Source organism: Hydrogenophaga sp. (assembly GCF_025699295.1).
In the GTDB taxonomy this organism is placed as follows: Bacteria; Pseudomonadota; Gammaproteobacteria; order Burkholderiales; family Burkholderiaceae_C; genus Hydrogenophaga.
The window spans coordinates 167,017-181,300 of the sequence record NZ_JAILWB010000010.1 but is presented as its reverse complement, the minus strand read 5'-3'; the positions used below and the strand labels follow the sequence as shown (position 1 = coordinate 181,300).

Below are 14,284 nucleotides of genomic sequence, written 5' to 3'. Positions count from 1 at the left end.
GACGCGCCAGCGCTCAGCCCAGCGACTTGAATGACTGCAGCGAGCTCAGCGGCGCGAAGTCGCCCGCGCGCTTGTCCTTCATGGCGGTGATTGCCTCGCGCACATGCGCGTTGCTCCACACCGCTCCCTGTAGCCAGCCCATCTGGCGCAGGCTGTCCTCCACCGAGTGGTCGCGCGCGTAGGTCACGGCCTGCTTGGTGCCCCAGATCGCCACCGGCGGCTTGGTGGCAATTTCCTTCGCGCACTGCAGCGCGGCGGCCACCGTGGCTTCGTGGGTGTCGAACAACTCGTTGACCAGGCCATAGGCCAACGCCTTCGCTGCGGGCAGGCGCCGGCCGGTGTAGGCCATTTCCTTCACCACCGCGAACGGGATCAGTTTGGGCAGGCGCTGCAGCGTTCCCACGTCGGCCACCATGCCGATGTTGATCTCCTGGATGCAGAAGAAGGCGTCGGCGCTCGCGTAGCGGATGCAGGCGGCCGTGACCATGTCCACCGCGCCGCCAATGCAGCCGCCCTGGATGGCGCAGATCACCGGGATGCGCAGGTTCTCCAGCTTCGTGAACGTGGCCTGCATGTCGGTCAGCAGGTCGAAGATGGCGGCGCGGCCTTCGGGGCTCTGGTCGTCCATGCTGATGGCACCCGCGAAGGTCTCCAGCGCCATGCCGGCGCTGAAGTGTTTGCCGGTGCTGCTGATGACCAGCGCCCGCACCGTGCCCTCGTTGTGGATCCGGGTGAGCACCTCGTCGAGTTCGCGCCAGAAGGTCGGGTGCATGGTGTTGAGTTCGGCGGGGCGGTTCAGCACCAGGTGGGCGACGCTATCCGTCGAGCTCAGGGAAAAGCAGGTCGTTGCGGTCATGGCGGGACTTGTCTCGTGTTGGGGGTGGTGAAGCCGGCTCACTGTAGACCTGCGACACGCTGCCGTCTGTCCCGGGTTTGACGAGTTTGCCCACGCGCACGCCGAGCAGGCGGATGCGCCGCCCCAGGTCCACGCGCTTGAGGCACAGGCCGGCCTGGCGGCGGATGGTCGCTGCGTCCGCCGTGAAGTGCCCGATGGTCACATCGCGCGTGACGATCTGGAAGTTGTCGTAACGCAGCTTGATGCCGATGGTCTTGCCCGCATAGCCCTTGCGCTGCAGGTCGTCGGCGACCTGCTCGCACAGGCGCGTGAAGATGGCCCCGAGCTCGGCGCGGTCGCGCGTGGCGTGCAGGTCGCGGTCGAAGGTGGTTTCGCGGCTCATGCTCACAGGCTCGCTCTCGGTCTGCACGGGGCGCTCGTCGCGGCCCCAGGACACCTCGTGCAGCCAGGCGCCGTAGCTCTTGCCGAAGTTTTCAATCAGCCAGCCGCGCTCGCGCTGCGCCAGATCGCCGATGGTGTGGATGCCGTGGCCCTGCAGCTTCGCATCGGCCTTGGGCCCGACGCCATTGATCTTGCGGCAGGGCAGCGGCCAGATCAGCGCCTGCAGGTCCTCTGCCTGCACGATGCTGATGCCGTTGGGCTTGTTGAACTCGCTCGCCATCTTGGCAATGAGCTTGTTGGGTGCCACGCCGATCGAGCAGGTCAGCCCCGTGGTCTGGAAGATGCTTTTCTGGATCAGCCGCGCGAGCACCCGACCGCCCTCGCGCTGGCCGCCGGGCACGTCGGTGAAGTCGATGTAGACCTCGTCCACGCCGCGGTCTTCCATTACCGGCGCGATCTCGCGGATGGTGCTCTTGAACAGGCGCGAGATGCGGCGCACTTCGTCAAAGTCCACCGGCAGCAGGATGGCCTGCGGGCACAGCTTCGCGGCTTTCATCAGGCCCATCGCCGATCCGACGCCGAACTGGCGTGCGGCATAGGTCGCCGTAGTGGCCACGCCGCGGCCCACGTAGTGTTCCAGCCGGGGAAAGAAGTCGACCGGGATGCGGTCCAGGTCGGAATCGGTCCATTCGCGCTCGGGAAATGCCTTGCGCACCTGCGCCAGCAGGTCGTCCTCGCGCCGTCGCCCGCCGCCGATCACCACCGGCAGGCCCTTGAGCTGGGGGTAGCGCAGGAGCTCGACCGACGCGAAGAAGGCGTCCATGTCCAGGTGCGCAATGCGCCGTGTCGGGGGCGGGGAAGAGGACTCGCTCACGGCAGCGAGCATAGCGGGATTACCATGCCGGGTACCGCTGGCCGAGGGCTGGCTCGCAGCCCAGGAGGACATTGAATGAACAGCCTTTCCCGCCTCGTCACCGCCCTGCTGGTGGCCCTGGGCATGGCCCTGGCCGGTTTCGCCGTGGGGCAGGGCCTGGAGCGCTTTCGCATGTCGGACAGATCGGTCACCGTCAAGGGCCTGGCCGAAAAAAGTGTGGAGAGCGACTTTGCGATCTGGACCCTGGGCTTTCGCCGCGCCGGCAACGATTTCGGTGGCGTGCAAAAGGCCCTGGCCGCCGACCGCGACAAGGTGGTGGCGTTCCTGAAGTCGCGGGGTTTCAGCGAGGCCGAGGTCGAGGCCAGGCCGCTGCAGGTGCAGGACCTGTACGCCCGCGAGTACGCGCAAGCCAACCAGCCGTTCCGCTTCAACGGCACCGGCCAGGTGCTGGTGAAGTCGGCGCGTGTGACCGAGGTCGAGGCCGCCGCACGCGCGGTCGACCCACTCATCCAGGACGGCATTCAGCTCGGTGGCGACAACGAGGGGCGTGGCGGCCCGCGCTACCAGTTGCGCGGCTTCAACGACGCCAAGGCGCCGCTGCTGGCCGAGGCCACGCGCAACGCGCGCGAGCAGGCCGACAAGTTCGCCGCCGAGGCGGGTGCCGGACTCGGCCCGCTGAAAAACGCCAACCAGGGCGTGATCCGCATCACCGGCGACGACGGCAACGACTTCGACGACGGCAGTTCGCGCATGAAGCGGCTGCGGGTGGTGAGCACGTTCGAATACGAGCTGCGCTGATCAGGTCTGGAAAGTACCCGGCAGCAGGATGCGCTTGTCCACCGTCTCGATGTTCGTGTGGCCGCAGAAGGCCATGGTGAGATCGAGCTCCTTGTGGATGATCTCCAGGCACTTGTCCACCCCGGCCTCGCCCATGGCACCCAGGCCGTAGAGCATGGGCCGGCCGATGTAGACGCCGCGCGCGCCCAGGGCGCGGGCCTTGAGCACATCCTGGCCGCTGCGGATGCCGCCGTCCATGTGCACCTCGATCTGGCTGCCCACCGCGTCCACGATGGCGGGCAAGGCCTCGATGCTGCTTTGTGCGCCATCGAGCTGTCGCCCGCCGTGGTTGCTCACGATCAGCGCATCGGCACCCGAGGCCACACTCAGCTTCGCGTCTTCCACGTCCTGGATGCCCTTGAGGATCAGCTTGCCGCCCCAGCGCTGCTTGATCCATTCCACGTCGCCCCAGTTGAGCGCGGGGTCGAACTGCTGTGCCGTCCAGGCGCCCAGGTTGGCCATGTCGGTCACGCCCTGCACGTGACCCACGATGTTGCCGAACTGGCGGCGCTTCGTACCCAGCATGCCCAGCGCCCAGCGCGGCTTGCTGGCAATGTCGATGATGTTGGCCAGCGTCATCTTCGGCGGTGCGGTGAGGCCGTTCTTCAGATCCTTGTGTCGCTGACCGAGGATCTGCAGGTCCAGTGTGAGCACCAGGGCGCTGCACTTCGCAGCCTTGGCGCGGTCGATCAGGCGCTCGATGAAGGCGCGGTCCTTCATCACGTAGAGCTGGAACCAGAAGCCCTCGCCCGCATGCTGCGCCACGTCCTCGATGGAGCAGATGCTCATGGTCGAGAGCGTGAACGGGATGCCGAATTTCTTCGCGGCGCGCGCGGCCAGGATCTCGCCGTCGGCGTGCTGCATGCCGGTGAGGCCCGTGGGCGCGATCGCCACCGGCATGGCTACGTCCTGACCGATCATGGTGCTGCGCGTGCTGCGGTTCTCCATGTTCACGGCCACGCGCTGGCGCAGCTTGATCTTCTGGAAATCCTCGTTGTTTGCGCGGTAGGTGCCTTCGGTCCACGAGCCGGAATCGGCGTAGTCGTAGAACATGCGCGGCACACGCCGCTGTGCGAGCACGCGCAGGTCTTCCACGTTGGTGATGACGGTCATGTAGGGATGTCTCCAGTGTGTTGTCCGTGGCCGTTGGCCGAGCGGCGGGCGCGGCCGGGGTGGTTCGCATGTTAGCCGCGCGCCCTGCAAATGGCTTGTGAAAGCGGGACAGGGCGGATTGAAATTTTTGGTGCAGCGCTCCGGCTGGCGGGCAGACGGACGGCGGAACCGCCTGGACGTGGCCAGAATCCCAGGGACATGGTGTTCAGAACCCTTGCCCTGTTGCTGGCCCTGGTGGTGTCCGGTGCGGCCATGTCCGCCGAGGTGTTCCGCTGGGTGGATGAGTACGGCCAGGTGATCTACGGAACCGATGTGCCCGAACAGCACCGAGCCCGCGCCGTTCCAGCCAGTGCCCCCTTGCCGCCCGGCACCAGCGCCTGCGAGGCCCGCTGGCACAGCTACCTGGTCAGCGCGGCGTGTTTCGACCAGTACCGCTTGGTCGGCGGAGGTCTCAAGCCCGAGGCATACAGGCACTGCACCGAGGTGCCGCAGCCCGATCCCTGCACCTGAGGTCCGCCGGGCGGCGGCACTCATTGCGTCGCGGTGATTTTTTGTTCCCGGATCACCTTGCCCCATTCGGTGGACTCGCGCGCGATGTCGGTGGCCAGCGGGCCGGCCGACATGTAGGCCGGTACCGCGCCCTGCTGCGCGGCGATCTGGACGATGTCGGGTGCTTCCATCACCGCGCGCAAGGTGTCGCTCAGCCTTTCTACGATGCCCGCAGGCGTGCCCGCTGGCGCCAGCACGTACAGACGAGGAACGGCTGAAAAGCCGGGCAGAGCGTCAGACAGCGGCGCGATGTCTTCCGCACCAGCCAGCTTTACCGGGTTCATCACGGCCAGCGCGCGCAGCTTGCCAGCACGGGCCTGCGTGATGGCCGAGGCCGCGCTCACCACGCCGATGGGCACCTGGCCGCTCATCACGTCGGGCACGATCTGCGCCGCACCCCGGTACGGGATGTGCACGACGAAGCTGCGTGTCTGGCCCTTGAGCATTTCGAAACCGAGATGGTGCACGGTGCCCACGCCCGATGTGGCGTACGAGTAGCGGCCAGGGTTGTCCTTCAGCAGCTTCACGAGCTCGGCCGGTGTCCTTGCGGGTACGTCGTTGTTTGCCACGATCACCAGTGGCAGCGTGAACACGCCCGCCACGGGCGTGAAGGCCTTGATCGGGTCGAAGCTCATGCGCGGCTGCAGGTGCTGCGCGATCAGCAGTGAGCTGTCTCCCAGCATCAGCGTGTAGCCATCGGGCGCGGCGCGCGCCACCGTGTCGCCGGCAATCAGTCCCGCCGCGCCGGTTCGGTTGTCCACAATGACCTGCTGGCCCAGCAGTGCCGACATGCGCGGCGCGATCATTCGCGCCATGGCGTCTACACCACCGCCGGCTGAGTAGCCGACCACCAGGCGCACCGGCTTGGACGGCCAGTTCTGCCCCCAGGCGCTGGTGCCCAGCGTGGTGGCGGCCAGCGCCAGGGCGAGCGCGCACCGGCGGCCCATAGAGATCCCGTGTGTTTCGTGTTGCATGTCTGTCTCCTTTGTCGTGGTGTGTTCTTCAGGCCTTGCCCGCGCCCCGCGAGCCAGGGCGCTTCGCGAGTTCGGCCAGCCGTTGCGGATCCGGTTTGAAGCCCAGTCCCGGTGTTTCGGGCAATCGCAACATGCCGCGCTCGGGTTTGGGCAGGTCGTCGAAGACCAGTTCACAGCACTGCACGGCCACCGAGTGGTATTCGACCAGCGAGCCATTGGCCAGACCGGCATGCAGGTGCATGTTGTGGTGGGGCCAGGCGCCTCCGTTGGCAAAGCGCGTATTGAACGCGGCCGCCATGCCCGCGATGCGGCCGCACTGCGTGAAACCACCGCTGATGCAGGCGTTGGGCTGCACCACGTCCACCGCCTGCGCCACCAGCAGGTCGCGAAAGCGCGAGGCCAGGCCTTCGTTCTGTCCCGCGGCCAGTGGGATGGAGGTCTTGCCGCGCAGTTTGACCAGGTTGGGGATGTCGTTCTGTGACACCGGCTCTTCGAAGAAGCTGATGTCGTAGGGCTCCACCTTCTGCGCCAGCGACAGCGCGTGGAAGTAGTCGAGACTGCAATTGGCGTCGATGTAGATCTGGACATCGGGACCAACGGCCTCGCGCACCGCGCGGATGCGCTGCACGTCCTCGGCGATCACCTGGTCCAGCGGCCGCGGTTCGTCGCGGCGCTGCAGGGCGTGGTGTCCCACCGTCATCTTCAGCCGCGTGAAGCCGCGCGCCACCCAGTCGCGTGCGGCGGCGGCGAGCTCGTCACGGTCAAAGAAGGCGAATCCAAAGGTGGCGTACACCGGCACCTCGGCGCGCGCGCCGCCCAGCAGCCGCCAGCAAGGCTCGCCCAGTGCCTGTCCCTTGATGTCCCACAGCGCCAGGTCGATGGCAGCGATGGCATGGCTCGCATAGCCCGACTGGCCGCGCGGCGTGAGCAGCCAGTAGAGCCGGTCCCAGACCTGCTCATGGCGCATCGGGTCCATGCCGGTCAGGTGGTGCGCGACGATGTCGTTGACGATGCTGCCGATCACCTCTTCCTCGGTGATGGCGGTCATGCCGGTGCCGATGAGGCCGGTATCGGTTTCGATGGTGACGATGCAGACCGAGAGGCTGGTGCTCTTGCTGCCGCTGGCCATCGGAACGGTGACGGGCAGATTCAGCGGCGTGGCGCTGACGCGGGCGATTTTCATGGGGTCTCCAGCACCACCGTGGTGGCGCTTGTGCTTCTTGGGGTATGGCGGGCAGTGTAGGAACGGACCGCGGTGGCCGGCAATGGCATGCGCCAAAGGCGGCTTTCGCGAAACGCGAAGACTGGCCTCAGCGCGTGAGGGCGCGGATCAGCGTGCGCGCGGCGGGCGCGGGTGGGGCGTCGGTGCGGGTGGCGATGTGGTGCGTGCGCCGAGCCCAGGGGTCGGACAGAGGCACCGCGGTGAGCGGCAGGTGCGCCAACTGAGGCGCGATCGCTTCCAGCGGCAGCACACCCACGCCCAGGCCGGCGGCCACCATGCGGCAGACTGCGTCGAAGCCGCGCATGCGCATGCGCACGTTCAGTGGCTTGCCTGCGTCGGCGGCCGAAGCCAGCAGGCGGTTCGACAGCGCTGTGCCATCGTTGAGCGTGATGAAAGGCTCGTCCAGCGCATCGGCCAGGCGCAACCGGCGCCGGGTTGCCAGGCGGTGCGAGCGTGGCGCGAGCAGCACCAGCGTGTCGGTGAACAAAGGCGTGAACGCCAGGCCCGCAGGTGGCACCGGCAGATCAACCACGCCGAAGTCCGCTCGCCCCTCGATCAGGGCCAGCGGGATCTCCGGGCTGCCGCGCTCTTCCAGATCGATGCGGATCAGGGGGTGTGTCTTCATGAACCGTTCCAGCCGCTGGGGCAGAACTTCCAGCAAGGCCGAGGTGTTGGCAAGCACCCGCACATGGCCTTGCAGGCCCTGGCTGTATCCCTGCAGGTGCTGCGCCAGGCGGTCGGCGTCGGTCAGCAGCGCGCGGCTGCGTTGCACCAGCATCTGGCCCGCCGGGGTGAGCTGCACGCCGCGCGATGAGCGCTCGAACACCCGGAAGCCGAGCGACTCCTCCAGCGCCGTGATGCGCGAACTGGCGGCGGCCACCGCCAGACGGAGGCGTTCGCTGGCCGCACTGATCGATCCGAGGTCGGCGGCGGCCACCACCACGCGCAAGGTACCCAGGTCAATCGATTCGTGCATGTCGAGGCCTGGGACGGGCCTCAGCCCAGGCGCCGGCGGTGGCGCGCGATCTGCGCGCGCACCTGCGCGGGCGCGGTGCCGCCCAGCGTGTTGCGCGCTTCCAGGCTGCCGCGCAGGCTCAGGCACTCGTAGACGTCCTTCCCGATCGACGCGTTGAAGCCCTGCAGCACCGTCAGCGGCAGCTCCGAGAGGTCGCAGTTGTGCGACACGGCGGCCTTGACCGCGTGCGCCACGGTCTCGTGCGCATCACGGAACGGCAGGCCTTTCTTCACCAGGTAGTCGGCCAGATCGGTGGCGGTGGCGTAACCCTTGCGGGCCGCGTCCTCCATGGCCACGGCGTTGACGGTGATGCCGCCTTCCTTGGCGCCGGTGGCCGGGTTCAACTGGCCGCCGACCATCTCGCAGAAGATGCGCAGCGTGTCCTTGAGCGTGTCCACCGTGTCGAACAGCGGCTCCTTGTCTTCCTGGTTGTCCTTGTTGTAGGCCAGGGGCTGGCCCTTCATGAGCGTGATCAGGCCCATGAGATGGCCGACCACGCGGCCGGTCTTGCCGCGCGCAAGCTCGGGCACGTCGGGGTTTTTCTTCTGCGGCATGATCGAACTGCCCGTCGTGAAACGGTCGGCGATCTTCACGAAGCCGAAGTTCTGGCTCATCCACAGGATCAGTTCTTCGCTGAAGCGGCTGACGTGCACCATGCACAGCGAGGCCGCGGCGGTGAATTCGATCGCGAAGTCGCGGTCGCTCACGCCGTCCAGGCTGTTCTGGCACACCTGCGGTTCGCCCCTGTCGTCCACCATGCCCAGCGTGCGCGCCACGCGCTCGCGGTCCAGCGGGTAGGTGGTGCCCGCCAGCGCGGCGCTGCCCAGCGGCAGGCGGTTGGTGCGGCGGCGCACGTCGGCCAGGCGCTCGGCGTCGCGCGAGAACATTTCCACGTAGGCCAGCAGGTGGTGCGCGAAGCTCACCGGCTGTGCGACCTGCAGGTGGGTGAAGCCGGGCAGGATCACGTCGACATTCTGCTCCGCCACATCCACCAGGGCAGTCTGCAATTCGTTCAGCAGCGGCACGATGAGGTCGATCTCGCCACGCAGCCACAGGCGCACGTCGGTGGCGACCTGGTCGTTGCGGCTGCGCCCGGTGTGCAGGCGCTTGCCGGCATCGCCCACCAGTTGGGTCAGGCGGGCCTCGATGTTGAGGTGCACGTCCTCCAGGTCGAGCTTCCATTCGAATTCACCACTCTCGATTTCCGAGGTGATCTGCGCCATGCCGCGCTGGATGGATTCGAGGTCGGCGGCGCCGATGATGCCCTGGTGCGCCAGCATCTCCGCGTGGGCCAGGCTGCCGGTGATGTCGGCCTGCCAGAGGCGCTTGTCGAAGAAGACACTGGCCGTGTATCGCTTGACCAACTCGCTCATGGGCTCCGAGAATAGGGCGGACCAGGCTTCGGATTTCTTGTCGAGTTGGTTGGTGGACATGGTGTTGCCAGCGGCTTGAAGGGAAGTGGAGGAAGCGGATGCCCGCCCGGCATGGGTGTTCGGCAAGACAGAGAGCCCGGGCCGCCTGGTGGCGCAGCGTGCCCCTGTACAGACCCTCACGGCGTCCGACCCGCGGACGGATTCGCTTCCCATGAAAGATTCCAGAATTTTATCGAGCTTCCAGGAACTGGCCCATGCGGCCGGCGCGCGTCCGATCGCGGAGATGCCCGAGCACCTGCGCGCGCGGGTCCAGGTGTTCGACACCTGCCAGGTCGGCACCGTGCTGCGCGCGGTGCTGTTCGTGCAGGCGATCGTGGTTGTGGCCGCGCTGTTCGGTGCGCACAGCTTCGTGGCCTGGATCACGCAGATGGCGATCTACACCGGCGCGGCATTGCCGGCGGTGCTGGCCTGGCTGCTGACCGTATGCGGCCTCAAGCGCCAGCTGGGTTTGCTGCCCATGGCCGGGCAATGGAGCGCGGCCATCGGCTTCGGCGCCCTCAGCGGGCTCTATGGTTGTGCGCTGCTGGTCTGGATGGGCCTGGCCGAGCCCTCGCCCTGGCTGGCCAGCGCGGCCTCGGGCGCGCTGGTGTCCGCGGTGCTCGTGGCCGCGCTGATGTGGCGTGCCCGGGCGCGCGGCCCGGCCGGCACCACGGCGCGGCTGGCCGAGCTGCAGGCGCGCATCCGTCCGCACTTCCTGTTCAACACACTCAACAGCGCCATTGCCCTGGTGCGTGAGGAACCTGCCAAGGCCGAGAGCCTGCTGGAGGACCTGAGCGAGCTGTTCCGCCATGCACTGGCCGATGCCAAGGAGGCCGTTCCCCTGTGGCAGGAACTGGAACTGGCCGAGCACTACCTGGCGATCGAGCAGGTGCGTTTTGGCGAGCGGTTGCGGGTGGAGTGGAGCGTGGACGAGACTGCTTCCAAGGCCAAGCTGCCACCCCTGATCCTGCAGCCCCTGGTGGAAAATGCGGTCAAGCACGGCGTCGAGCCCAGCGCCAGCGGCGCGGTGGTGCGCATCAGCACCCAGCGCCGCGGCGGCGTGGTGGTGATCAAGGTCACCAACACCGTGCCGGCGGGCAGTGGGCGGCGCGGCAACGGGCTGGCGCTGGACAATGTGCGCCAGCGCCTGACGCTGCTGCACGACGTGCAGGGCCGCTTTCAGAGCGCACTGGTGAATGGCGTGTTTCAGGTAAGGCTCGAAATACCGGTATAAGCGGGGTTTGGAACCGAACCGGGTCTGGCAACGGAGCGTGACATGACACTGAAGGTACTGATCGTTGACGATGAGGCGCTGGCGCGATCGCGGATGCGCACCCTGCTGGGCGAGTGCACCGAGCCCCGCGCAGATGTGGTGGGCGAGGCGTCGAACGCGGTGCAGGCGATGGAGCAGATCCAGCGCACCGGCTGCGATCTGGTGATGCTGGATATCCACATGCCGGGCGTGGATGGCATGGCGCTGGCTTCAACCTTGCGCGAGATGGCTGCCCCGCCCGCAATCGTCTTCGTCACTGCCTACGCGGAGCATGCGGTGCACGCCTTCGAGCTGGAGGCGATCGACTACCTCACCAAACCGGTGCGGCGCGAGCGCTTGCAGCAGGCGCTGCAGAAGGTGATGCGCCTGCGCAGTGCGGCCGAGAACACGCAGGACAACGGACTGCCAGAGAGCCTGATCATCCAGGAGCGCGGCCGCAGCGAACGCGTGGCGTTGTCCGACGTGATCTACCTCAAGGCAGAGTTGAAGTACATCACCGTGCGCACAGCGGACAAGGAACACATCTTCGATGGTGCGCTCAGCGACCTGGAGCAGCGCTACGCCCACCTGTTCGTGCGTGTGCACCGCAACGCGCTGGTCTCGCGCCGCGCGGTGCGGGCGGTGGAGAAGCACAACGACCCGGTCGAGGGCGAAGGCTGGACGGTGCGGCTCGACGGGGTGGACGAACGCCTGGCGGTGTCCCGGCGTCAGCTTGCGGCGGTGCGTGAAGCGCTCATGAGTTGAACGTTGTTCGTTGCTCCGGTCATTGCCGGCCGGGGTGACCGGCTCCGCTCATTTCCCCCGGCGGCATTCGCCCGCCCCCCCCTTGACTTCGCTGCGCCGGTCACCCGGGCCGGCAATGACCTCTCTGGCACTCGGCTGGTGGTGCGCCTGGATGCCGCCCGCACGAGGGGGTGTGGCGCTCTGTGTAGCGAAGTCAAGGAGGAGGGCCGGCGCAGCCGGGCCGGGGGACATGAGCGGAACAGAGTGCCACACCCCCTCGTGCCAGCGAGGTCTTCGAACGAAATCCCTCAGACCTCCGCCGCCTCCACCAGAAACCGCACCCGCCGCTGCCCTTGCCATTCGTCCGCGTCGAGGCGAAACGCAATCGTCACACGCTCGGGCAAAGGCTCGGTATGGCCGAACCAGATGCCGTCGACCGGCTCGCCCTGGTGCTTGAGTTTCAGCGCCAGATGCTTCTCGCCTACCAGCCGCTGCGACACCACCTGCACCTCCTCGCTGAACACCGGCGGCGCAAAACCCTGGCCCCACACCTCCTGGTGCAGCGTGTCCACCAGGTCCGGACGGCGGTACTTCGGGTCCAGCGGGCCGTCGGCCTCCATGCGTCGCTGCAGCGTGGCGGCGTCCAGCCATTCGTGCGCCACCTGCTGCAGGGCGGCCTCGAACGTGTCGAGGTGTTCTTCGTCGATGGTGCAGCCCGCGGCCATCGCGTGGCCACCGAAGCGCAGCAGCACGCCCGGATGGCGCTTGGCCACCAGATCGAGCGCGTCGCGCAGGTGGAAGCCGGCGATCGAGCGGCCCGAACCCTTGAGCTCGTGCTCCTTGCCTTCGGCGCCACTGGCGGCGAAGACGAAGGTGGGGCGGTGCAACTTGTCCTTCAGGCGCGAGGCCACGATGCCGACCACGCCTTCGTGAAAGTCGGGGTCGAACACCACCAGCGCGGGCGGTGGTTCCTCGGATTCGTCGAACATCTCCTCGGCCATCAGCAGCGCCTGCTCGCGCATGTCGCCCTCGATGGCCTTGCGCTCGCGGTTGATGCCGTCGAGCGTGCGCGCGAGTTCGTCGGCGCGCAGCGCGTCGTCGGTGGTCAGGCATTCGATGCCCAGCGTCATGTCGGCCAGGCGCCCGGCCGCGTTCAGGCGCGGGCCGAGCGCGAAGCCGAAGTCGAAACCGGTGGCCGCCGCGGGCTTGCGCGCGGCGGCGTTGAACAGCGCCGTCATGCCCGGTGGCATGGCGCCCGCGCGCACGCGCTTGAGCCCCTGGGCCACGAGCCGGCGGTTGTTGGCGTCCAGCCTCACCACGTCGGCGACCGTGCCGAGCGCCACCAGCGGCAGCAGCGCGTCGATGCGCGGTTGTTCCTGCGCCGTGAACACACCGCGCTCGCGCAGCTCGGCGCGCAGCGCCAGCAGCACATAGAACATCACGCCCACACCGGCGATGGACTTGCTTTCGAACGGGCAGCCGGGCTGGTTGGGGTTGACGATGATGCAGTCCTGCGGCAGTGCGACCTCGCCATCCTTCAGTGCCGGTAGGTGGTGGTCGGTCACGATCACCTGCAGGCCGAGTTCGCGCGCGGCGCGCACGCCATCCACGCTGGCGATGCCGTTGTCCACCGTCACCAGCACGTCGGCGCCTTGCGCCTTCACGCGCTTCGCGATGGCGGGCGTGAGGCCGTAGCCGTCGGTGACGCGGTCGGGCACGAGATAGTTCACGCGGTCGAAACCCAGTGGCGCGCCCAGCAGGCGCAGGCCGCGCAGGCCGACCGCGCAGGCGGTGGCGCCGTCGCAGTCGTAGTCGGCCACGATGCAGATGTTTTTCCGCGCGGCCATGGCGTCGGCCAGCGCATGCGCCGCGTCCTGCGCGCCGAGCATCGAGCTGGGGGGAAGCAGGCGCGCCAGCGCGTCGTCGAGCTCGTCGGTGCTGGTGATGCCGCGCGCGGCGAACAGGCGCGCCAGCAAGGGGTGCAGGCCGCCCTGTTCGAGCGCCCAGGCGGCGCGCGGGGGAACGTCACGGGTGATGATCTTCATAGGGTTTCCAGGGTCTTCCAGGCCGGGGGCGTGCCCAGCAGCTTCTTGAACTGGCGGCCGATGCGCGCGCCTGCGCTCGGGGGGGCGGCGTTCGTCCAGCGCCGGGCCGTGCGTTCGCCACACAGGGTGAGCGTGACCGGCTCGCCACGCCGTGCGCGCGCCAGCCATTGCGCGATCTCGCCCGCGTCGAGTTCGGCCCAGGCCTGTTGCCAGGCGTTCCAGTCGGCCTGCAGCGCGGCGCGGCGCAGGCCGTCGGGCTGGGTGGGGCGAGGCTGCCGCGTGAGGGGATGGTCCAGCGCGCCGGCGCCGCTGACCCAGAACCCGTTGACCGCGTGCTGACGCGCGGCCTCGCGTGCATCGTGCGCGGCGTGTGTGTAGAACAGCATCTGGGCCTCGCTCTGCAGGCGCTTGAGCAACTGGCCGCCGGCGGGGTTCGCCGAGCTGCCGGCCATCCAGGCCTCCACCGAACGGCCAGCCACGCGGTCCAGGCTGGCGCAGGCGATGCCGCGCAGCGGTTCACCCCGCGCATGCCAGCGGCTGGCGCTCACGTAGGTGAGGGTGATGCCGTCTTCGGTGCAGTACGGGGCCAGGGCGTCGAACAGCGCGCGGGCGTGTTCATCGCCGAGTTCGAGTTGATCGGCCGGCAGCAGCGTCACCTGCTCCATGCCGACCTGGAAATGACAGGGTGTGAACCAGGCCTGTGGCGTGTCGGGTTGCACGTCTTCCAGGGCGGCCCAGGGAATCAGGCCATCGCCGAACGGGCAGCCATCGGCACGCACCAGTCCGATGGCTTGCGCCAGTGCGCGCTCGTGCGGCGGGCTCAGGCTGTGGTCATCGCCCTCGTCGGTGTAGACGGGCACCAGTGCGGCCAGCAATGTGGTGAGCCGGGGCAGTTGCAGGCCGGGCAGTGCCGCGCGGCAGGCGGGGTCGCTGGCGCTGGCAAAGGGAACCAGCAGGTGCATGGGCGGCTCGGAGACCGGGTGGGAAGCGGGCATGACGCGATTGTCGGG

Annotated in this window: 13 protein-coding genes; 4 read left to right on the top strand and 9 right to left on the bottom strand. The window is 68.1% G+C overall.

Going from position 1 to position 14,284, the window contains the following annotated elements; all coding sequences use genetic code 11:
- Positions 1 to 13 precede the first annotated feature (13 nt).
- The gene (locus K5880_RS12595; RefSeq protein WP_297652524.1) at positions 14 to 856 is read right to left on the bottom strand and encodes an enoyl-CoA hydratase-related protein; all 843 of its coding nucleotides are present in this window, start codon (positions 854 to 856) and stop codon (positions 14 to 16) included.
- On the bottom strand, positions 816 to 2,123 hold the full coding sequence (locus tag K5880_RS12590) for a DNA polymerase IV (RefSeq protein WP_297652522.1): 1,308 nt from the start codon (positions 2,121 to 2,123) through the stop codon (positions 816 to 818). The genes K5880_RS12595 and K5880_RS12590 overlap by 41 nt, the downstream gene beginning before the upstream one ends.
- Positions 2,124 to 2,186: 63 nt before the next feature.
- Here K5880_RS12590 and K5880_RS12585 point away from each other — a divergent pair, with 63 nt between their 5' ends.
- Positions 2,187 to 2,909, top strand: a complete 723-nt coding sequence (locus K5880_RS12585) for an SIMPL domain-containing protein (RefSeq protein ID WP_297652520.1) — start codon at positions 2,187 to 2,189, stop codon at positions 2,907 to 2,909.
- On the opposite strand, the gene K5880_RS12580 is transcribed toward K5880_RS12585, so the two are convergent.
- Positions 2,910 to 4,061, bottom strand: a complete 1,152-nt coding sequence (locus tag K5880_RS12580; RefSeq protein WP_297652517.1) for an alpha-hydroxy acid oxidase — start codon at positions 4,059 to 4,061, stop codon at positions 2,910 to 2,912.
- Positions 4,062 to 4,259: 198 nt separating this feature from the next.
- Between K5880_RS12580 and K5880_RS12575 the strand changes: the two genes are divergently transcribed.
- Complete coding sequence (locus K5880_RS12575) at positions 4,260 to 4,571, top strand: DUF4124 domain-containing protein (RefSeq protein WP_297652514.1); 312 nt, start codon at positions 4,260 to 4,262, stop codon at positions 4,569 to 4,571.
- Positions 4,572 to 4,591: 20 nt separating this feature from the next.
- Here K5880_RS12575 and K5880_RS12570 read toward each other — a convergent pair whose 3' ends face one another.
- From K5880_RS12570 to argH, 4 genes are all read right to left on the bottom strand, one after another.
- On the bottom strand, positions 4,592 to 5,584 hold the full coding sequence (locus K5880_RS12570) for a tripartite tricarboxylate transporter substrate-binding protein (RefSeq protein WP_297652511.1): 993 nt from the start codon (positions 5,582 to 5,584) through the stop codon (positions 4,592 to 4,594).
- Between the two features lie 28 nt (positions 5,585 to 5,612).
- Positions 5,613 to 6,767 (bottom strand): mandelate racemase/muconate lactonizing enzyme family protein, encoded by a 1,155-nt coding sequence (locus K5880_RS12565; RefSeq protein ID WP_297652508.1) that lies wholly within the window; start codon positions 6,765 to 6,767, stop codon positions 5,613 to 5,615.
- 127 nt (positions 6,768 to 6,894) lie between these two features.
- The gene (locus tag K5880_RS12560) at positions 6,895 to 7,782 is read right to left on the bottom strand and encodes a LysR family transcriptional regulator (protein WP_297652505.1); all 888 of its coding nucleotides are present in this window, start codon (positions 7,780 to 7,782) and stop codon (positions 6,895 to 6,897) included.
- A 20-nt stretch (positions 7,783 to 7,802) separates the two neighbouring features.
- Positions 7,803 to 9,254 carry an argininosuccinate lyase gene (gene argH / locus K5880_RS12555; RefSeq protein WP_297652502.1) on the bottom strand — a complete coding sequence of 484 codons (1,452 nt, stop codon included), beginning with the start codon at positions 9,252 to 9,254 and terminating at the stop codon, positions 7,803 to 7,805.
- 151 nt (positions 9,255 to 9,405) lie between these two features.
- Between argH and K5880_RS12550 the strand changes: the two genes are divergently transcribed.
- Complete coding sequence (locus K5880_RS12550; protein ID WP_297652500.1) at positions 9,406 to 10,467, top strand: histidine kinase; 1,062 nt, start codon at positions 9,406 to 9,408, stop codon at positions 10,465 to 10,467.
- A 42-nt stretch (positions 10,468 to 10,509) separates the two neighbouring features.
- Positions 10,510 to 11,250 (top strand): LytTR family DNA-binding domain-containing protein, encoded by a 741-nt coding sequence (locus K5880_RS12545; protein WP_297652497.1) that lies wholly within the window; start codon positions 10,510 to 10,512, stop codon positions 11,248 to 11,250.
- A gap of 287 nt (positions 11,251 to 11,537) precedes the next feature.
- Here the strand turns inward: K5880_RS12545 and recJ are convergent, their stop codons facing one another.
- Both recJ and K5880_RS12535 read right to left on the bottom strand, forming a co-directional pair.
- Positions 11,538 to 13,274: a single-stranded-DNA-specific exonuclease RecJ gene (gene recJ / locus K5880_RS12540; RefSeq protein ID WP_297652495.1), complete on the bottom strand. Its 1,737-nt coding sequence runs from the start codon at positions 13,272 to 13,274 to the stop codon at positions 11,538 to 11,540.
- Entirely contained in the window at positions 13,271 to 14,269 is a 999-nt protein-coding gene (locus K5880_RS12535) for a phosphoglycerate mutase (RefSeq protein ID WP_297652493.1), read from the bottom strand. The genes recJ and K5880_RS12535 overlap by 4 nt, the downstream gene beginning before the upstream one ends.
- Positions 14,270 to 14,284: the final 15 nt, after the last annotated feature.